Raw genomic sequence first — 18,146 nt, forward strand, 5'->3', positions numbered from 1 at the left:
CGAGGAGACCCATCGTGGCCGAGCTGTTCTACGACGACGACGCCGACCTGTCGATCATCCAGTCCAAGAAGGTCGCCGTCATCGGCTACGGCAGCCAGGGGCACGCGCACAGCCTCAACCTGCGCGACTCCGGCGTCGACGTGACCGTCGGCCTGCGCGAGGGCTCGGCGTCCCGTGCCAAGGCCGAGAACCAGGGCCTCAAGGTCGCCTCGGTGGCCGACGCGGTCCGTGAGGCCGACGTCGTCGTCATCCTGGCGCCCGACCAGGTCCAGCGCATCGTGTACCGCGAGGAGATCGAGCCCAACCTGCAGGACGGCGCCGCGCTCGTCTTCGGCCACGGCTTCAACATCCGCTTCGGCTACATCAAGCCGGCCGCCGGCCACGACGTCCTCATGGTCGCCCCCAAGGGCCCGGGTCACCTGGTCCGTCGCGAGTACGTCGACGGGCGCGGCGTGCCGGTCATCGTCGCCGTCGAGCAGGACGCCTCCGGCGCCGCCTGGGACCTCGCGCTCTCCTACGCCAAGGCGATCGGTGGCCTGCGCGCCGCCGGCATCAAGACGACCTTCACCGAGGAGACCGAGACCGACCTGTTCGGTGAGCAGGCCGTCCTCTGCGGTGGCGTCTCGCAGCTCATCCAGTACGGCTTCGAGACCCTGACCGAGGCCGGCTACCAGCCGGAGGTCGCGTACTTCGAGGTCCTGCACGAGCTCAAGCTGATCGTCGACCTCATCTTCGAGGGCGGCATCACCAAGCAGCGCTGGTCCGTGTCCGACACCGCCGAGTACGGCGACTACGTGTCCGGCCCGCGCGTCATCACGCCCGACGTGAAGACCAACATGCAGGCCGTCCTCGCGGACATCCAGAACGGTGCCTTCGCCGAGCGGTTCATCAACGACCAGGACGCCGGCGCGCCGGAGTTCAAGGCCCTGCGCGAGAAGGGCCAGAACCACCCGATCGAGCCCGTCGGCCGCGAGCTGCGCAAGCTGTTCGCCTGGGTGAAGCCGTCGGAGACGGACTATGTCGAGGGCTCGGCCGCGCGCTGACCCCCCGCACCACGAACGGCACCCCGACCACTGGCCGGGGTGCCGTTCCGCGTTTCCACTCCCGGCCCCCAGTCGCCGAGCGCGGCTCCGAGCCGCCGAACGCGGTCCCCGGCCGCCGAGCCGCCGAACGCGGTCCCCGGCCGCCGAAAGCGGTCCCGCGTTGCCCAGCGCGCGCCCGGGGCGACCGCTTTCGGCGACGACCGGCCGCGCTCGGCGACAGCCGCCCGCGCTCGGCGTCGACCGCCGCGCTCGTCGACGGTCGCCCGCGCTCGGCGTCGACCGGCCGCGCTCGTCGACGGTCGCCCGCACTCGACGTCGATTGCTGACTCTCGTGGGCTCTTCAGAGCGCGCCCCCCAGTCGCCGAGCGCGGTCCCTGGTTGCTGAGCGCGGTCCCTGGTTGCTGAGCGCGGTCCCGCGTTGCCCAGCGCGCGCCCGGGGCGACCGCTTTCGGCGTCGACCGGCCGCGCTCGTCGACGTCGCCCGCGCTCGGCGTCGACCGGCCGCGCTCGTCGACGGTCGCCCGCGCTCGGCGTCGACCGGCCGCGCTCGGCGACGGTCGCCCGCATTCGGCGTCGATTCCTGACTCTCACGCGGGCTCGGCCGAGCGCGGCCCCGAGTCGCCGAGCGCGGCCCCCGGTTGCCGAGTGCCCCCGCCTGCGGCCCACGCTCGGCGACGAGCGTGCGCATTCGATGACTGTCGGGCGCGTTCGCGGGCCGAGGCGACCGACCGATGGCGGCCGGCAGATGGCGCCCAGCCGATGGCGGCCGGCTGGCCGCGGCGGCCGCCAGCCGCCGGCCGGTGGCGGCCGGATGTGCTGCTGGGCTGCGGGTACGCAAGGATGGGCGGACCACGACGGAGGGACGACGATGACCGACGAGCAGGCGAGCGCAACCGAGGACGGCGTCGAGGGCGCCGTCGAGGACGTGCGGATCTCCGCGTTCTGGCAGGCCGCCCGCGGGCACGTGGGGTTCGGCAAGCTGGACAGCGTGCTCGGGGGGACGCCCGAGGACGTGGTGCCGCCGCCGTCGTGGTCGTACGGCGACGACGCCGAGGCAGAGGAGCTGCTGGCGCGGGTGCTGGACGGCCGCAAGACGGCCACGGCGCTGGCCGTCGCGGAGCTGGAGCAGGTCGGCCTCGAGATCCCGCGCGTCGGCGACCTGTCGATCGTCGTGGACGGCGAAGGCAACCCGCGCGCGCTCCTGCGCACCACCGACGTCGAGGTCGTCCCGTTCGACCAGGTGGACGCCGAGCACGCCGCCGCGGAGGCCGAGGACGACGGGTCGCTGGAGTCCTGGCGCACGCACCACGAGGCGTCGTGGCGCCGGGTGCTGGGGGAGGGCTTCTCGTCGACGATCGACGTCATGCTCGAGCGGTTCGAGCTGATCTACCCGACCAGCGGTCCGACGCCCGCGGTCGACTGACCACACGTTCCGTAGGTTGAGACACCCGTCCCGAGCGGTGGGACGGGGTCTAGGCTCGCTCCATGGTCGACACCACTGCTGCTCGGGACATCCGCCTCGCCGTCGTCGCCGGTGACGGCATCGGGACCGAGGTGGTCGAGCAGGGCCTGCTGGCCCTCGACACGGCGCTGCACGGTTCCCCGGTCACGGTGACGACGGCGGACTTCGACCTCGGCGCGCGCCGCTGGCACGCCACGGGCGAGACGCTGACGGACACCGACCTCGACGCGATCCGGGCGCACGACGCGATCCTGCTGGGCGCCATCGGGGACCCGACCGTCCCGTCCGGTGTGCTCGAGCGGGGGCTGCTGCTCAAGCTGCGCTTCGCGCTGGACCACTACGTGAACCTGCGCCCGAGCCGGCTGTACCCGGGCGTCGCCTCGCCCCTGGCCAACCCCGGCGAGATCGACTTCGTCGTCGTGCGCGAGGGCACCGAGGGCCCGTACGTCGGCAACGGCGGCGCCATCCGCGTCGGCACGCCGCACGAGGTGGCCAACGAGGTCAGCGTGAACACCGCGTTCGGCGTCGAGCGCGTGGTCCGTGACGCGTTCGCCCGTGCCGCGGCCCGCCCGCGCAAGAAGCTCACGCTGGTGCACAAGCACAACGTGCTCGTGCACGCGGGTCACCTGTGGCGCCGCACGGTCGAGGCCGTCAACGCGGAGTTCCCCGACGTGACCGTCGACTACCTGCACGTGGACGCGGCGACCATCTTCCTGGTCACCAACCCGGCGCGGTTCGACGTGATCGTCACCGACAACCTGTTCGGCGACATCCTCACGGACCTGGCGGCGGCCATCACCGGCGGCATCGGCCTGGCGGCGTCGGCCAACATCAACCCGGACCGCACCGCGCCGAGCATGTTCGAGCCCGTGCACGGCAGCGCGCCGGACATCGCGGGCCAGGGCAAGGCCGATCCCACGGCCACCGTGCTGTCGGTCGCCCTCCTGCTCGAGCACCTCGGCCTGACGGACGCCGCGGCGCGCGTGGAGAAGGCGGTCGCCGACGACATCGCCGACCGCTCGGGTGCCGAGCGAGTACGGTCGACGGCCGAGGTGGGCAAGGACCTCGCCGCGCGCATCGCCGGCTAGGCCCGCAGAGACACCCGGCCGTCCTCACCGGTACCGTCAAACCTGACTCTGGTGAAAGGCCCCCGCAGATGAGCACCCTCGCAACCCCGACGTCCGCCGACCTCTTCGAGGTGACGCGGACCGACACCCCCGTCCCCGACGAGCAGCGCGAAGCGGCGCTGGCGTCACCCAAGTTCGGCACCGTGTTCACCGAGCACATGGCCCGCATCTCGTACTCGCAGGAGAGCGGCTGGACCGGCCGCCGCGTCGAGAAGTACGGGCCGCTGCTCCTGGACCCCGCGACCGCCGTGCTGCACTACGCGCAGGAGATCTTCGAGGGGCTCAAGGCGTACCGGCACCCCGACGGCTCCGTGTGGACGTTCCGCCCGCAGGCCAACGCCGCGCGGTTCGCACGCTCGGCCCGCCGCCTGGCGCTGCCGGAGCTGACCGAGGCGGACTTCCTGGGCGCGATCCAGGCGCTCGTCGCGACGGACCGTGCGTGGGTGCCGTCGGGCGAGGAGACCAGCCTGTACCTGCGCCCCTTCATGTACGCCTCCGAGAGCTTCCTCGGCGTGCGGCCCTCGCTCGAGGCCGAGTTCCTCGTCATCGCGTCGCCCGTCGGCCCGTACTTCGCGGGCGGCGTGCGGCCCGTCGCCATCTGGGTCGACCAGGAGTATCACCGCGCCGGCGCAGGCGGGACGGGTGCCGCCAAGTGCGGCGGCAACTACGCCGCGAGCCTGCTCCCGCAGCAGGAGGCGTACGAGAAGGGCTTCGAGCAGGTGTGCTTCCTCGACGCGTCGACGAACACGCAGCTCGAGGAGCTGGGCGGCATGAACGTCTTCGTCGTGGGCGCGGACGGCAGCGTCGCGACGCCGCCGATCTCGGGCTCGATCCTCGAGGGCGTCACGCGCTCGTCGATCCTGCGCCTGCTCACCGACGCCGGCCACGAGGTCTCCGAGCGGCAGATCCCGTTGGCGGAGCTCCGCGCGGGCCTGGCCGACGGCTCGGTGCGCGAGGTGTTCGCGTGCGGCACGGCCGCCGTCATGACTCCCATCGGCCGCATGGCCAGCGACGACTTCGACCTCACGGTCGGGGACGGCCAGGCCGGACCGGTCACCACGCGCATCCGCGACGAGCTCACCGACATCCAGTACGGCCGCGCGACGGACCGGCACGGCTGGCTGCACCGCCTGGTCTGATGGAGCTGGGCCCGCTGGTCGACCGGATCGCCGCCGAGAGCCGCTTCTCCGGGGTGGTCCGGGTCGACCGGGCGGGCACCACAGAGCTGAACGTCGCGTACGGGCTGGCCGACCGGCGGCACGGCATCGCGATGACACCGGACTCGCAGGTGGCGATGGCGAGCGGGTCCAAGGGCATGACGGCCCTGGCCGTGATGAGCCTGGTCGAGGACGGCACGCTCGCGCTCACGACGACCGCCCGCTCGATCCTGGGCGCCGACCTGCCGCTGATCGCCGACGACGTCACGGTCGAGCACCTGCTCGCGCACCGGTCGGGCATCGGCGACTACCTCGACGAGGAGGCCGACACGCCGATCAGCGCCTACGTGATGACCGTGCCGGTGCACGAGCTGGCGACCACCGAGTCGTTCCTCGCGGTGCTCGACGGCTTCCCGACGGCGTTCCCGGCGGGGGAGCGGTTCGCGTACTGCAACGGCGGCTTCGTGGTGCTCGCCCTGCTGGCGGAGCGAGCGTCCGGGGTGCCCTTCCACGACCTGGTGCGCGACCGGGTCTGCCGCCCGGCGGGGCTGGTCGACACGGACTTCCTGCGGTCGGACGCCCTGCCGGACCGGGCCGCGCTCGGGTACGTCGAGCTGGACGGGCAGTGGCGGACCAACGTGTTCCACCTGCCCGTGCTCGGCTCCGGCGACGGCGGGATGTACACGACCACGGCCGACGTGCACCGGTTCTGGACCGCGTTGTTCGAGGGCGCGATCGTCGGCCGGGACACGCTGGCGCGGATGGTCGCCCCGCGCAGCGACGTCCCGCAGGAGCGTCGCCGCTACGGGCTCGGGTTCTGGCTGCACGCCACCCGCGACGTCGTGCAGCTGGACGGGTACGACGCGGGCGTGTCGTTCCGCAGCTTCCACGACCCCGCCGAGGGGCTCACCGTGACGGTGGTCGCGACGACGTCCGAGGCCGCGTGGCCGCTGGTCCGCGCGCTGCAAGAGCGTCTGGTCGACTGAGCCGGGTCAGTCGAGGGGCGTCCCGGGGCGCAGGGTCCGTCCGAGCACCCCGACCAGCAGCGACCAGATCGCGATGCCGATGAGCGCGTTCACGATGCCCGCGGAGATCGACGACTCGAGCTTGTCGGTCCAGGTGAGGGGCAACAGCGCCGCCGTGAGGGTGCCCAGGAACATGATCCAGCCGAAGAACGCCTTGGGCTTCGGCGTGGTGAGCACGAGCAGGTGCAGCAGCCCGCCGGCGGCCACGGCGAAGAGCGCGGCCCCCACCACGTACGCGGCGCCGGTCGAGTCGGTGCCGAAGATGTCCTTGACCGCGAGCTCGATGTTCAGGATCTGGTCGACGATGACGACGCCGACCAGGCCCACGAGCGCGGCCACCAGCGCCGTCGCGACGACACCGGCCCAGTACCGCCCGGCGTCGACCGACGGGCCGGCGGGCGCGCGGGGGGCTGCGGCAGGGACGGGCGGCGGGACGGCCGCCGGCTGCAGTGCGGCGGGGTAGACGACGGTCGGGTCCGGGACGGGCGCGGGGGCCGGGGCCGGCGCGGGAGCCGGTGGGGGCGTCGAGTGCGGGTAGGCGGACTGACGCTCGGGCGGGGGAGTCGGGTCGGACATGCGGCCTCCTCGGACGGAGTGCCGCGTCGACGGCACGGGCCCACGCTAGCGAAACGGACAACTCGGCGCTGTCGTCCGCGCCGTGAGCGTGGTGTCCAAGGGGTGGAACGCGTGACCACGCCGGGTGACGTGTGCCACCATGCAGGTGTGACCCGCTCCTCCCTCATTATCGAGTAGCGCGTCGGCCCACCACGCTGACGCGCAGACCTCCCGTACCCCGGGGGGTCTTTTTGTTGGTCGGAGCACCACCCCCGCCCCGACTACCGTCGACTGCACCGGCACACCCCGCCCGAGAGCAGTACGACGAAGCAGCAGCCAGCACGAGGTCAAGTCGCCCGTCCCAGCACCGAAGAGAGCCCATCGTGTCCGTCCTCGCCAGCACGCCGTTCCAGGTCTACGACACGACCCTGCGCGACGGTGCCCAGCAGGAGGGGATGAACCTCTCCGTCGCCGACAAGCTGGCCATCGCGCCGCTGCTCGACGAGCTCGGTGTCGGCTTCATCGAGGGTGGCTGGCCGGGCGCGGTGCCCAAGGACACCGAGTTCTTCAAGCGGGCGGCCAAGGAGCTGGACTTCCGCAACGCCGAGCTGGCGGCGTTCGGCAGCACGCGCAAGGCCGGCACCCGCGCGGTCGACGACCCGCAGGTGCGGGCGCTGGTCGACTCGGAGGCCCCGGTCGTCGCGCTCGTCGCCAAGCACGACCTGCGGCACGCCGAGCGGGCGCTGCGCACCACGGGCGACGAGAACATCGCGATGATCGCGGATACCGTGGCGTTCCTGGTCCGGGAGGGCCGCCGGGTGGTGGTGGACGCCGAGCACTTCTTCGACGGCTACCGGTTCGACCCTGCCTACTCCCGGGCCGCCGTCCTGGCCGGCTTCGAGGCGGGGGCCGAGGTCGTCGCGCTGTGCGACACCAACGGCGGCATGGTGCCCACCTGGGTGGCGGACATCGTGCACGAGATCCGCGGCGCCGTCGGGCCGGAGGCGATCCTGGGGATCCACGCGCACAACGACTCGGGCTGCGCGGTGGCCAACACGCTCGCCGCCGTCGAGGCCGGGTGCACCCACGTCCAGGGCACGGTCAACGGGTACGGGGAGCGCACGGGGAACGCCGACCTGCTGTCGGTCGTCGCGAACCTGCAGCTGAAGTACGGGCTCCCCGTGCTCAAGGTCGAGGAGGGGCTGCCCGGCGGGCTCAGCGAGCTGACCCGGATCGCGCACGCCATCAGCGAGATCACCAACATCTCCCCGTTCGCGCGCTCGCCGTACGTGGGAGCCAGCGCGTTCGCGCACAAGGCGGGCATCCACGCGTCGGCCATCCGCGTGGACCCGGACCTCTACCAGCACACGGACCCGGCCCTCGTCGGCAACGACATGCGCATGCTGATCTCGGACATGGCCGGCCGCGCGTCGATCGAGCTCAAGGGGCGCGAGCTCGGGTTCGACCTGTCCGGGCGCCCCGAGCTGCTCGGCCGGGTGACCGACCGGGTCAAGGACGCCGAGGCGAACGGGTACACGTACGAGGCTGCGGACGCGTCGTTCGAGCTGCTGCTCCTCGAGGAGATCGACGGGCAGCGTCCGCAGTACTTCCGCGTGGAGTCGTGGCGGACCATCGTCGAGCGCGCCGGCGGGCGCGGGGCACCGGCGACGGCGGAGGCCACGGTCAAGCTCCACGCCGGCGGCGAGCGGATCGTCAGCACGGGCGAGGGCAACGGTCCCGTCAACGCGCTCGACCACGCGCTGCGCCAGGCGCTCCTGCGGGTGTACCCCGAGCTCGAGACGTTCGAGCTCATCGACTTCAAGGTCCGCATCCTGGACTCGATGCACGGCACCGACGCCATCACGCGCGTGCTCATCGAGATGACGGACGGGCAGCGCTCGTGGAGCACCGTCGGCGTCGGGCCCAACCTGCTGGAGGCCTCGTGGGAGGCCCTCACGGACTCCGCCATCTGGGGGCTTCGCAACCGAGGCGTGCAGCCGCGCTGAAGTTCATCCCTGCACACTCGACCCCGGCGGCTTAGCCTCGGACCGACGGCCGCTGCAGCGCGGCCGCGGGTGTGCGGAGGGAGCGGTCGTGTCCGGCAGTGCGCCGCAGCCCGTCGACCCGGCTCCCGGGGACGAGCCGCAGGCGGGGGGCCCGGTCCGGTCGCGCCGCGGCTGGTGGTGGTTGCTCTTCGCCGTGCTCGCCCTGGCGCTCGTCACCGTCCTGGTCGCGCAGCCGTGGGAGCCGGTCGAGACCGAGCCCACGCCGTCGGTGACCGTCACGCCGCCGCCTCCCGAGACCACCGCGCCGACCCTGCCGTCGCCGTCCGTGTCCGTCGGGCCGCCCGGGGCGGACGCCGTCTTCGACGCCACCACGGCCGCCGGGCTGTTCGTCACCTCCGAGGACCTGGTCAACGACGTCCCGGCCGCCAAGCCCGGCGTGCAGCCGCTCCTCACCACCGGCACGTGGGGGCTGCCTCCGGGCTCCAGCATCGTGCCCGACCAGTGCGTCACCGCCGTCACGGTCGTCGAGCAGGCGCCCACCTGGTACGACACCCGGATGTGGGGGAACACGGACTTCACGTTCGACCAGGAGATCGTGATGCTGCCGGACCCGGCGGCCGCGCGTGAGGCGTTCCGCGAGCTGGTCACGACGGTCGACGCCTGCCCGAAGTACACCCAGGTGGACAACGGCGTCGACCGCGCCACCTGGACCGCCGACCCGGCCATCGAGGGTCAGGGCGTCTACCCGTCGATCGTGCAGGAGATCACGCACGCCGCCGCCGGCGTGAACGCGCCCTCGTACCGGGGCCACATGCTCGTCGGCAACACCATCGTCACGTGGACCGCCGAGTCGCTCGCCACGGGTGACGCGGACGCCGCGCTGGCCACCCTGGGGGACCCGACCACCCTCTCCGCGATGGTTCAGGAGCGCGCGCAGTCGGCCGTGCAGGCGCTGGGCTGACCGCGACCTACGCTGGGCACCGTGCACGGTGAGTACAAGGTCCCCGGCGGCAAGCTCGTCGCGGTCGACCTCGACGTGGTGGACGGGCTGCTGAGCGGCGTCAGCGTGAGCGGCGACTTCTTCCTGGAGCCCGACGAGGCGCTGCCCGTGCTGTCGTCGGCCCTCGAGGGGCTGCCGCGCGACGCACCGGTGAGCCGGCTGACCGAGGCCGTGACCAGCGCTCTCGACGCGCAGCACGAGCCCGTCACGATGGTCGGGTTCGACGCCCACGCCGTGGCCGTCGCGGTGCGTCGGGCGCTCGGCCTGTCGAGCGCGTGGGGCGACCACACGTTCGAGCTGATCCACCCCGGCCCGCTGCCACCCGCCGTGCACGCGGCGCTCGACCAGGTGCTCACCGAGGAGCTCGCGGCCGGCCGGCGGGGGCCCACCCTGCGGTTCTGGGAGTGGGTCGAGCCGGCGGTGATCATCGGGTCGTTCCAGTCGCTGCGCAACGAGGTCGACCTCGAGGCCGCCGAGCGCTACGGCATCACGGTGGTGCGGCGGATCTCCGGCGGCGGCGCGATGTTCATGGAGGCGGGCAACTGCATCACGTTCTCGCTGGTGGTGCCCGCGTCGCTGGTCGACGCCATGACGTTCGAGGAGTCCTACGCGTACCTCAACCAGTGGGTGCTGGGCGCGCTCGCGGACGTCGGGGTGCAGGCCTTCACCAGCGGGCTCAACGACATCGCGTCACCGGCGGGCAAGCTGGCGGGCTCGGCGCAGAAGCGGATGGTCGGCGGCGCGGTGCTGCACCACGTGACCATGTCCTACGACATCGACGCGGACAAGATGCTCGAGGTGCTCCGGATCGGCCGCGAGAAGCTCTCGGACAAGGGGACGACGAGCGCGAACAAGCGCGTCGACCCCGTCCGGTCCCAGACCCAGCTGCCGCGCGAGGCCGTCATCGCCGCGTTCGCCGCGCACTTCCGCGCCCGCTACCCGACCGTCGACGGCGTGCTGCGGCCCGAGGAGCTGGAGCGGGCGGGCGAGCTGATGCGGACCAAGTTCTCGGACCCGGGGTGGACCGCGCGCGTCCCGTGACTCAGGCGCCGTGCAGCAGCACGAACGCCACGGCGGCGATGCCCATCACGATCAGCGAGAGCGCGCAGACGGTCACCAGGCGGCCGCCGGGAGGTACTGAGCGGCCCACCAGATGGCGCCGGTGCGACGAGATGGTGAGTGCGGCCGCCGCGACGAGTCCGACGCCGGCGAGGCTCCACGCCGAGAGGCCGACGAACTCCTGGAGCAGGTGAGCCGCCGCGATCCCGCCGCCGAACAGCCCGAGCGCCGTGCGCCGCCACGCGAGGTGGGTGCGCTCGACCGCGAGCGTCGTCGGCGCCGCGTCGGTCACGCGAGCGCCAGCCCCACCAGGACGAGGCCGCCGGCGACGCACACGCCGACGACGAGGAGGCCGAACGCCGAGGGTGCCGGCAGCGGGGTTCTGGTCCGCACCGAGCGCTCGGCGCGGGCCCAGCCGAGCCAGGCGAGCACCGGTGCGACCGCGCCGAGGGCGACGAGCACCATCGCCGCGGCGAACCGCAGGTCGGTCTGGACGGGCAGGTTCAGGGCCTCGAGCGCCACGCCGCCGGCGAGCAGCGCCAGCGAGGTGCGGATCCAGGCGAGGAACGTCCGCTCGTTGGCCAGCGAGAACCGGGCGTCCGGATCGGTCCCGGCCCGGTACACCCACCGGGGGAACCGGCCGTCCTGCTCGTCATCCATGCGCCCATCTTGTATCAGCCCGACTCCGGCGTGCTCCTGACGCTCGACGAAGGAGTGACATGGACCCCGATCTTGACCGTCAGCTGCGTCGCCTGACCGTGCTGCGCGCCCGCGAGCTCGCCGCGCACCCGCGCGCCTCCGTCCGGACCGCCCAGGTGGTGCTGCTGCGTGGCGGTCACGTCGGGCGGGCGCCGAAGACCGCGCTTCCGATGCGCACGAGCGTCGCGCCCTCCGCGATCGCGAGCTCCAGGTCGCCGCTCATGCCCATGGACAGCTCCGTCGCCGTCTGAGTCCCCGAGGCGACGATCTGGTCCCGCAGACCGCGCAGCAACGCGTACCCGGCACGCACGACGCCGTCGTCGTCGGAACGCGCGCCCACCGTCATCAGGCCCGCCACCCGCAGGCCCGGCAGCGCGGCGACCGCACCGGCCAGGTCGACGGCCTGCGACGGGCTCACGCCGTGCTTGCTCGCCTCGCCCGACACGTTGACCTGCAGGTACACGTCCAGCACCTCCATCGCGCGCGCCGACAGCCGCTCCGCCAGCTCCAGCGACGCGACCGACTCGACGCACGAGGCCCAGCGCAGCGCGGCGTTGACCTTGTTCGACTGCAGCGGGCCGATCAGGTGCAGGTCGGCCAGCCCGGCCAGCTCGGGGCCCTTGGCGACGAGCTCCTGCACCCGGTTCTCGCCGACCAGCACCGGGAGGTGGGTCGGGTCGGTGGCGCGGGCCTCGCGATCGGCCTCGAGCGCGGCGCGGACGAGGTCGGCCGGCTGCGTCTTGGTGGCCAGCAGGAGCCGGACCTTGCGCGGGTCGCGTCCCGCCGCCCGGGCCGCCGCGGCCACCCGCCCGCGCACCTGCGCCAGCCGGCCGGCAAGGCCGTGATCGTCCACGCCGGTCAGCCCTTCGCGATGTCCGCGACGACGGCCGCGGTGAGGCGCACCAGGTCGTCCGGGGCTAGCTCGACGTCGAGGCCGCGCCGGCCGCCGGAGACCAGGACGGTGTCGAACAGCCAGGCGGTCTCGTCGACGACCGTGGGGTGCGGGGTCCGCTGGCCCAGCGGGGAGATCCCGCCCACGACGTACCCGGTCGCGCGCTCCGCGTCCGGCTTCGCCGCCATGGTGGCCTTCTTGGCGCCGACCGCGTGCGCGAGGGCCTTGAGGTCCAGCTGGCCGGTCACGGGCACGACGGCGACCGTGAGCGTGCCGTCCACCACCGTCATCAGGGTCTTGAACACCTGCTCGGCGGGCACCCCCAGCGCGTCCGCGGCCTCGAGCCCGTAGCCGAGCGAGCTCGCGGGGTCGTGCTCGTACGCGTGCGCCGTGTGCGGGACACCGGCCGCGGCGAGCGCGACGAGCGCGGGGGTGCCGACCGGGGTGTGCTCCTTCTTCGCCACGTCGCAACGATAGGGGCCGATCAGGGTGGTCCCGGATACCGCCCACGACCGCGCAGGGTGCAGGCTGGCCCGGTGAAGACGCTGCTGAACATCATCTGGCTCGTGCTCGCCGGGCTGTGGCTGGCCATCGGGTACGTGATCGCCGGGATCATCTGCTGCATCCTCATCGTGACGATCCCGTTCGGCATCGCGTCGTTCCGGATGGCCAGCTACGCCCTGTGGCCGTTCGGGCGCACGGTCGTCGACAAGCCCACGGCCGGAGCCTGGTCCGTGATCGGCAACATCATCTGGGTGATCGTGGCCGGCTGGTGGCTGGCGCTCATGCACATCGTCACGGGCATCGCGGAGGCGATCACGATCATCGGGATCCCGCTCGCGCTGGCGAACTGGAAGATGGTGCCCATCTCGCTGTTCCCGCTGGGCAAGCAGATCGTCCCGTCGGACCGGATCATGGCCGCCTACGGGCAGTGAGGCCTACCGTCCGACGAGCTGGATGACGATCAGGTAGATCAGCGCGCCGGCCGCGACGCCGGTGCCGGCCGCGAACCAGGTGGCCGGGTTCCTGCCGCGCAGCTGGAGCACCATCGCGGTCACCACGAGCACCACCGCGACCAGGAGCGCCACCAGGTTCTGCAGCACGAACGAGGACACCAGCGCGGCCGCCAGGCAGGCCAGGAACACGAACCGCGGTGACCTCCCGCGGCGCTCGGACGGCTGGGTCGCCGGGTCTGTCGCCATGCGCGAACGGTAGCCGGTCCGCGGGCGTGCTCGGTCGGCGTCTCAGCCGGGACCGTCGGGGTGGGCGTCCAGCCACCGCGCCGCGAGCCGCCGGGGTGCCTGCGCCAGCCACGCCTCCGTGAGCAGGTCCCGCAGCTCGGGCACGTCGATGACGTCGAGACGCACGAGGATCGCCGGGTAGCCGTGGAAGTGCGGCGTCGTGAAGTAGACGTCGGGCAGGCGGGCGATCAGCTCGTCCTTGGCCTCGAGCCCGGGCACCCGTGCGCAGAGGATCGGTCCCCCGGGCGCAGACGCGCCGAGCGCCTCCCGGTCCTTCACGCGCAACGGCCGGTCCCACGCGAGCGGCTTGGACCGGATGCTCCAGTCCAGCCCGGTCCCCTGCGACGTCTCCGGCAGCGCGGCGATCTCGCGACGGACGTCGTCCCAGGTGGCCATGGCTCAGCCTGTCAGGTCGCCCAGCGGCCCGACCACCGCGATCCGCAGCTGCACCTCGCCGGTCTCGTCGGATCCCGCCAGGTCGACCACCGCGTCGATGCGCCAGTCGTGGTCGCCCTCGGGGTCGTCGAGCAGCTGACGCACCTGCCACGAGCCGCGGCCCGGGGTGACCTGGAACAGTGCCGGGCCGCGCGCCGGGGCGCCCGTGAGGATCTCGTCGTGGTCGTCGTAGAACGGGTCGAGCGCGGTCCGCCAGCGCTCGGCGTCCCACGGCACCTCGTCGGGGTCGAGGTCGCCCAGCTGCGCGAGACCGCCGTAGTACTCGCGCGCCGCGAGCTCGACCCGACGGAACAGGGCCCCGCGGACGAGCGCCCGGAACACGCGCGGGTTGGCGGTGATCGGCTCGGGGACGTCCTCGTCGATCCCGCCGGGGGCGTCGGCGCCGTGCTCGTCGAGGGGGTTGCTGAGCCGCTCCCACTCGTCCAGCAGGCTCGAGTCGGTGCGCCGGACCAGGTCGCCCAGCCACTCGATGATCTCCCACAGCTCTTCGGTGCGCGCCTCCTCCGGGACCGTCTGGCGCAGGGCCCGATAGGCGTCGGCGAGGTAGCGCAGCAGCACGCCCTCGGTCCGGTCCAGCTGGTAGTACGCGACGTACTCGGCGAAGCTCATGGCGCGCTCGTGCATGTCGCGCACCACGGACTTGGGGGACAGGGCCAGGTCCGCGACCCACGGGTTGGTCTGCCGGTAGGTGACGAACATGGCCTCGAGCAGCTCCGCGAGCGGCTTGGGGTAGCCGACGTCCTCGAGCAGGGCCATGCGCTGGTCGTACTCGAGCCCGTCCGACTTCATCTGCGCGACGGCCTCGCCCCTGGCGCGGTTCTCCTGCGCGGAGAGCACCTGGCGGGGGTCGTCGAGAGTGGCCTCGATGACCGAGACGACGTCGTGCGCGTACGCCGGGTCGTCGCGGTCGAGCAGGTCGAGAGCCGCGTACGCGAACGGGGACAGGGCCTGGTTGAGCGCAAAGTTCGGCGCCAGCTCCGCCGTGAGCTGCACCGCTCGGCGGCGCCCGTGCGGAGCCGTCGGGTCCTCGACCCAGGGGCGCTCGATCACGCCGGCCGCCCGCAGGGAGCGGTACACGGCGATGGCCTGGCGCACGTGCCTGCCCTGTGCGCCCGGCGGCTCGTGGTTGTCGGTGAGCAGCTTCGTCATCGCCGCGACCGGGTCGCCGTCGCGGGCCAGCACGTGCAGGACCATCGCGTGCGACACGGCGAAGCTGCTGGTCAGGGGCTCGGGCGGGGCGTCGCGCAGGCGCTCGAACGTGCTGTCGGTCCAGTTGACCTGCCCCTCGGGGGCCTTCTTGCGGACGATCTTCTTCAGCTTGCGGGGGTCGTCGCCCGCCTTCTCGAGCAGCTTGCGGTTCTCGATCACGTGCTCCGGGGCCAGGACGATGACCTCGCCGACGGTGTCGAAGCCTGCCCGGCCGGCGCGGCCGGCGATCTGGTGGAACTCGCGTGCAGACAGGTGCCGCATCCGGACCCCGTCGTACTTCACCAGGCTGGTCAGCAGCACCGTGCGGATGGGCACGTTGATGCCGACGCCGAGCGTGTCCGTGCCGCAGACGACCGGCAGCAGACCCTTCTGCGTCAGCCGCTCGACCACCCGGCGGTACTTGGGCAGCATCCCCGCGTGGTGCACACCGACCCCGTGCCGGAGCAGCCGGTTGAGCGTGCGCCCGAAGCCCGGACCGAACCGGAAGCCCGCGATCTCGTCGGCGATCCGGTCCCGCTGCTCGCGGCTGGCCAGCGGCGTCGACATGAGCGACTGCGCCCGCTCGACGGCCTCCTTCTGCGTGAAGTGAACGACGTAGACGGGGGCCCGACGGGTCTTGACCAGCTCGTCCAGCAGCTCGTGCAGCGGCTCGATCGCATAGGTGAACGTCAGCGGCACGGGCCGTTCGGCGTTCGCGATCACGGCGACCGGCTGGTGGGTCCGGCGCGTGATGTCCTCGGCGAAGAAGCCGACGTCGCCGAGCGTCGCGGACATGAGCACGAACTGGACCTTCCTCAGCTCGAGCAGCGGCACCTGCCACGCCCAGCCGCGCTGCGGGTCGGCGTAGAAGTGGAACTCGTCCATGACCACCTGGCCGACGTCGGCGTCGTCGCCGTCGCGCAGGGCCACGTTGGCCAGGATCTCCGCCGTGCAGCAGATGATCGGGGCGCCCGGGTTGACCGCCGAGTCGCCGGTCATCATGCCGACGTTCGCCGAGCCGAACGCCTCGACCAGCGCGAAGAACTTCTCGCTGACCAGCGCCTTGAGCGGGGCGGTGTAGTACGTCCGGCGGCCCTGGGCCAGGGCGACGAAGTGGGCCGCCACGGCGACGAGCGACTTCCCCGAGCCCGTCGGGGTGGACAGGATCACGTGCGCACCGGTCACCAGCTCGAGCAGGGCCTCGTCCTGGTGCGGGTACAGGGTCAGCCCCTGGTCGTCGGCCCAGCCGGTGAAGGCCTCGTACAGCGCGTCGGAGTCGGTGGGATCGGCCGGGATGCGATCGGCCAGCGTGGGGGTGCTCATCGTGCGTCGATGGTCCCACGCGCGCCGACGTCTAGGGTGTGGGCCGTGAGCGAGCGACCGGCCGTCGACATGTGGACCGACGGCGCCTGCAAGGGCAACCCGGGGGTGGGTGGCTGGGGTGCCTGGATGCGCTACGGCGAGCACGAGCGCGAGCTGTTCGGCGGCGAGCCGCTGACCACCAACAACCGCATGGAGCTCACCGCGGTGATCGAGGGTCTGCGCGCGCTGACCAAGCCGTGCACCGTGACGCTGCACGTGGACTCGACCTACGTGATGAACGGCGTCACCAAGTGGGTCGCCGGCTGGAAGCGCAACGGCTGGCGCACCGGGGACAAGAAGCCGGTGAAGAACCAGGACCTCTGGGAGGCCCTCGACGCCGAGGTCGCCCGGCACGCCGTCGTCTGGGTCTGGGTCAAGGGCCACGCCGGGGACCCGGGCAACGAGCGCGCGGACCAGCTGGCCAACCGGGGCGTCGAGCTGGTGCGCGCCGGCGGCTGAGGTCAGGCCCAGCGCCAGGACGCGATCATGGCCTCGACCGTCGGCTGCCAGGTCGCGTCGTCCGGGCGGTGCGCCCACTCGACCAGGTAGAGGAGCCCGTCGTGCTCGACGGCCCACTGCGTGATGGTGACTCCCGTCGTCAGCACCAGGTCCTTGCGGACCGCCTCGCCCAGCGCGCTGTGCTCGATCACCGGATCCCCGACGACGTGCGAGTCCTCCGGATCCCGCCGCTGCCAGTCGGTGTAGCTCTCGAGCGAGCGGAACACGTCGACGGGTTCCAGCCAGAGGATGCCCACGGAGGAGAGCGTCGGCGGAGCCGCCAGCGGGATGGTGTAGAGGTTGCCGCCGAGCTCGCCCTGCGCGGGGGCGTCGAGAGAGAACGCCGTCCCGTCGTGGCCGCCGGCGACCACGTGCGCGGGCAGGTGGATACCGGTGGGGGGTGCCAGCGTCTCGACCGCGAGGGGCGCCAGCGGCGCGGGTGACCGGTTCAGCCAGACGGCAGTGCCGGCACCCGCCAGGACGAGGCCCGCGGCGAGAGGCACGAGCAGGCGACGGTGGGCGAGCACCGGCTCATCGTGGCGTGGACGCGGTCGTCCGGGTGTCGGGTCCCGGGCGGCTCACCCGATCAGCCCATCTCCGTCGCCCGGCCGCTCTCGAGCCAGCGCACGTCCGCGCCCGTCGCCGCCAGCGCCGGCTCGATGACGTCGCGGCCCTGCCGGAAGTGCGACCAGCCCTCGTAGTGCACGGGGACGACGACCCGCGGCCGCAGCAGGCCGACGACCTCGGCGCCCTCGCGCGCGGTGAACGTGTAGCGGATCGGACCACTGATCCCGAACTGCACGGCGCCCAGGTGCAGCACGGCCACGTCGACCGTCAGCCGGCGCGTGACGTCCCGTACCGCCTCGCACAGCACGGTGTCGCCCGAGACCCAGACGGCGACCTCGTCGGCGCCCGAGCGCTTGATCGCGAACCCGGTCACGTCGCCGACGATCGGGCGGCTGAACCGCGGTCCGTGCCGTCCGGGGGTCGCGATCACGGTGAGCGACGGCCGGTCCGGGCCCTCCAGCGTGGTCGTGCGCCACGGCTCGAGCCCGACGGCGTTGCCACCGAGGCGCCGCGCGGCGGGCACGGTGGTGAGGACCTTGCCGACGGACGGCAGCAGCGCCCGGCCGGCGTCGTCGAGGTTGTCCGCGTGCTGGTCGTGGGTGAGCAGGACGGCGTCGATCGGGCCGAGGTCCTCCAGGCTCACCGACGGTCCGGCGACCTTGGTGCCGTGCGATCCCCAGCCGAACGAGTACCCGCGGCCGGGCGCCTCGAACGTCGGGTCGGTGAGCAGCCGCCAGCCGTCGATCTCGATGAGCAGCGTCGGACCGCCGACGTGGGTGAGCGTGGTCATGGGGGTCAGCATGGCGTGA

General features: G+C 72.8%; 20 protein-coding genes. 10 read left to right on the plus strand and 10 right to left on the minus strand.

What is annotated here, in order from left to right; translation table 11 throughout:
• Nucleotides 1–14: 14 nt before the first annotated feature.
• The 5 genes from ilvC to AC1DWH_RS15000 all read left to right on the plus strand — a co-directional run bounded on the left by ilvC (nucleotide 15) and on the right by AC1DWH_RS15000 (nucleotide 5,775).
• Nucleotides 15–1,043: a ketol-acid reductoisomerase gene (gene ilvC / locus AC1DWH_RS14980; RefSeq protein ID WP_456846947.1), complete on the plus strand. Its 1,029-nt coding sequence runs from the start codon at nucleotides 15–17 to the stop codon at nucleotides 1,041–1,043.
• An 868-nt stretch (nucleotides 1,044–1,911) separates the two neighbouring features.
• Nucleotides 1,912–2,466, plus strand: coding sequence for an ASCH domain-containing protein (locus AC1DWH_RS14985; RefSeq protein ID WP_477094343.1), 555 nt, complete (start codon nucleotides 1,912–1,914; stop codon nucleotides 2,464–2,466).
• 62 nt (nucleotides 2,467–2,528) lie between these two features.
• Nucleotides 2,529–3,593 (plus strand): 3-isopropylmalate dehydrogenase, encoded by a 1,065-nt coding sequence (locus AC1DWH_RS14990; RefSeq protein WP_477094344.1) that lies wholly within the window; start codon nucleotides 2,529–2,531, stop codon nucleotides 3,591–3,593.
• 68 nt (nucleotides 3,594–3,661) lie between these two features.
• Entirely contained in the window at nucleotides 3,662–4,771 is a 1,110-nt protein-coding gene (locus tag AC1DWH_RS14995; RefSeq protein WP_477094345.1) for a branched-chain amino acid aminotransferase, read from the plus strand.
• Nucleotides 4,771–5,775 (plus strand): serine hydrolase domain-containing protein, encoded by a 1,005-nt coding sequence (locus tag AC1DWH_RS15000; protein WP_477094346.1) that lies wholly within the window; start codon nucleotides 4,771–4,773, stop codon nucleotides 5,773–5,775. The genes AC1DWH_RS14995 and AC1DWH_RS15000 overlap by 1 nt, the downstream gene beginning before the upstream one ends.
• Nucleotides 5,776–5,781: 6 nt before the next feature.
• On the opposite strand, the gene AC1DWH_RS15005 is transcribed toward AC1DWH_RS15000, so the two are convergent.
• Nucleotides 5,782–6,390 (minus strand): hypothetical protein, encoded by a 609-nt coding sequence (locus tag AC1DWH_RS15005; protein ID WP_477094347.1) that lies wholly within the window; start codon nucleotides 6,388–6,390, stop codon nucleotides 5,782–5,784.
• Nucleotides 6,391–6,752: 362 nt separating this feature from the next.
• Between AC1DWH_RS15005 and cimA the strand changes: the two genes are divergently transcribed.
• From cimA to AC1DWH_RS15020, 3 genes are all read left to right on the plus strand, one after another.
• The gene (gene cimA, locus AC1DWH_RS15010; RefSeq protein ID WP_456846985.1) at nucleotides 6,753–8,375 is read left to right on the plus strand and encodes a citramalate synthase; all 1,623 of its coding nucleotides are present in this window, start codon (nucleotides 6,753–6,755) and stop codon (nucleotides 8,373–8,375) included.
• 88 nt (nucleotides 8,376–8,463) lie between these two features.
• On the plus strand, nucleotides 8,464–9,336 hold the full coding sequence (locus tag AC1DWH_RS15015) for a sensor domain-containing protein (protein ID WP_477094348.1): 873 nt from the start codon (nucleotides 8,464–8,466) through the stop codon (nucleotides 9,334–9,336).
• Nucleotides 9,337–9,357: 21 nt separating this feature from the next.
• Complete coding sequence (locus AC1DWH_RS15020; RefSeq protein WP_456846987.1) at nucleotides 9,358–10,416, plus strand: lipoate--protein ligase family protein; 1,059 nt, start codon at nucleotides 9,358–9,360, stop codon at nucleotides 10,414–10,416.
• 1 nt (nucleotide 10,417) lies between these two features.
• Here AC1DWH_RS15020 and AC1DWH_RS15025 read toward each other — a convergent pair whose 3' ends face one another.
• The 4 genes from AC1DWH_RS15025 to ybaK all read right to left on the minus strand — a co-directional run bounded on the left by AC1DWH_RS15025 (nucleotide 10,418) and on the right by ybaK (nucleotide 12,489).
• On the minus strand, nucleotides 10,418–10,726 hold the full coding sequence (locus AC1DWH_RS15025; RefSeq protein WP_456846988.1) for a DUF202 domain-containing protein: 309 nt from the start codon (nucleotides 10,724–10,726) through the stop codon (nucleotides 10,418–10,420).
• A complete protein-coding gene (locus AC1DWH_RS15030) occupies nucleotides 10,723–11,094 on the minus strand; it encodes a YidH family protein (RefSeq protein ID WP_477094349.1) in 372 nt (123 codons plus the stop codon). Before AC1DWH_RS15030 ends, AC1DWH_RS15025 begins: the two co-directional genes overlap by 4 nt.
• Nucleotides 11,095–11,269: 175 nt before the next feature.
• Complete coding sequence (locus tag AC1DWH_RS15035) at nucleotides 11,270–11,986, minus strand: YggS family pyridoxal phosphate-dependent enzyme (protein ID WP_477094350.1); 717 nt, start codon at nucleotides 11,984–11,986, stop codon at nucleotides 11,270–11,272.
• Between the two features lie 5 nt (nucleotides 11,987–11,991).
• On the minus strand, nucleotides 11,992–12,489 hold the full coding sequence (gene ybaK, locus AC1DWH_RS15040; protein ID WP_456846481.1) for a Cys-tRNA(Pro) deacylase: 498 nt from the start codon (nucleotides 12,487–12,489) through the stop codon (nucleotides 11,992–11,994).
• A gap of 72 nt (nucleotides 12,490–12,561) precedes the next feature.
• Here ybaK and AC1DWH_RS15045 point away from each other — a divergent pair, with 72 nt between their 5' ends.
• Complete coding sequence (locus AC1DWH_RS15045) at nucleotides 12,562–12,960, plus strand: YccF domain-containing protein (RefSeq protein WP_456846480.1); 399 nt, start codon at nucleotides 12,562–12,564, stop codon at nucleotides 12,958–12,960.
• Between the two features lie 3 nt (nucleotides 12,961–12,963).
• Here AC1DWH_RS15045 and AC1DWH_RS15050 read toward each other — a convergent pair whose 3' ends face one another.
• From AC1DWH_RS15050 to AC1DWH_RS15060, 3 genes are read right to left on the minus strand one after another with little or no spacing between them, the layout of a single operon-like run.
• On the minus strand, nucleotides 12,964–13,227 hold the full coding sequence (locus tag AC1DWH_RS15050) for a hypothetical protein (RefSeq protein WP_477094351.1): 264 nt from the start codon (nucleotides 13,225–13,227) through the stop codon (nucleotides 12,964–12,966).
• Between the two features lie 42 nt (nucleotides 13,228–13,269).
• Entirely contained in the window at nucleotides 13,270–13,662 is a 393-nt protein-coding gene (locus AC1DWH_RS15055; RefSeq protein ID WP_477094352.1) for an MmcQ/YjbR family DNA-binding protein, read from the minus strand.
• A 3-nt stretch (nucleotides 13,663–13,665) separates the two neighbouring features.
• Complete coding sequence (locus AC1DWH_RS15060) at nucleotides 13,666–16,233, minus strand: DEAD/DEAH box helicase (protein WP_477094353.1); 2,568 nt, start codon at nucleotides 16,231–16,233, stop codon at nucleotides 13,666–13,668.
• 69 nt (nucleotides 16,234–16,302) lie between these two features.
• On the opposite strand from AC1DWH_RS15060, the gene rnhA reads away from it, so the two are divergent.
• Nucleotides 16,303–16,731: a ribonuclease HI gene (gene rnhA, locus AC1DWH_RS15065; RefSeq protein WP_477094439.1), complete on the plus strand. Its 429-nt coding sequence runs from the start codon at nucleotides 16,303–16,305 to the stop codon at nucleotides 16,729–16,731.
• Between the two features lie 2 nt (nucleotides 16,732–16,733).
• Here rnhA and AC1DWH_RS15070 read toward each other — a convergent pair whose 3' ends face one another.
• Nucleotides 16,734–17,297 carry a hypothetical protein gene (locus AC1DWH_RS15070; RefSeq protein ID WP_477094354.1) on the minus strand — a complete coding sequence of 188 codons (564 nt, stop codon included), beginning with the start codon at nucleotides 17,295–17,297 and terminating at the stop codon, nucleotides 16,734–16,736.
• Nucleotides 17,298–17,356: 59 nt separating this feature from the next.
• A complete protein-coding gene (locus AC1DWH_RS15075; RefSeq protein WP_477094355.1) occupies nucleotides 17,357–18,127 on the minus strand; it encodes an MBL fold metallo-hydrolase in 771 nt (256 codons plus the stop codon).
• Between the last annotated feature and the right edge of the window lie 19 nt (nucleotides 18,128–18,146).

The organism is Cellulomonas sp. P2_F12, assembly GCF_056403775.1.

Bases quoted from the DNA above. Each gene is read 5' to 3' on its own strand.
- AC1DWH_RS14985 (WP_477094343.1), top strand. From the start codon at position 1,912: ATGACCGACGAGCAGGCGAGCGCAACCGAGGACGGCGTCGAGGGCGCC.
- AC1DWH_RS14990 (WP_477094344.1), top strand. From the start codon at position 2,529: ATGGTCGACACCACTGCTGCTCGGGACATCCGCCTCGCCGTCGTCGCC.
- AC1DWH_RS14995 (WP_477094345.1), top strand. From the start codon at position 3,662: ATGAGCACCCTCGCAACCCCGACGTCCGCCGACCTCTTCGAGGTGACG.
- AC1DWH_RS15000 (WP_477094346.1), top strand. From the start codon at position 4,771: ATGGAGCTGGGCCCGCTGGTCGACCGGATCGCCGCCGAGAGCCGCTTC.
- AC1DWH_RS15005 (WP_477094347.1), bottom strand. From the start codon at position 6,390: ATGTCCGACCCGACTCCCCCGCCCGAGCGTCAGTCCGCCTACCCGCAC.
- AC1DWH_RS15030 (WP_477094349.1), bottom strand. From the start codon at position 11,094: ATGGATGACGAGCAGGACGGCCGGTTCCCCCGGTGGGTGTACCGGGCC.
- AC1DWH_RS15050 (WP_477094351.1), bottom strand. From the start codon at position 13,227: ATGGCGACAGACCCGGCGACCCAGCCGTCCGAGCGCCGCGGGAGGTCA.
- AC1DWH_RS15055 (WP_477094352.1), bottom strand. From the start codon at position 13,662: ATGGCCACCTGGGACGACGTCCGTCGCGAGATCGCCGCGCTGCCGGAG.
- AC1DWH_RS15060 (WP_477094353.1), bottom strand. From the start codon at position 16,233: ATGAGCACCCCCACGCTGGCCGATCGCATCCCGGCCGATCCCACCGAC.
- rnhA (WP_477094439.1), top strand. From the start codon at position 16,303: ATGTGGACCGACGGCGCCTGCAAGGGCAACCCGGGGGTGGGTGGCTGG.
- AC1DWH_RS15075 (WP_477094355.1), bottom strand. From the start codon at position 18,127: ATGACCACGCTCACCCACGTCGGCGGTCCGACGCTGCTCATCGAGATC.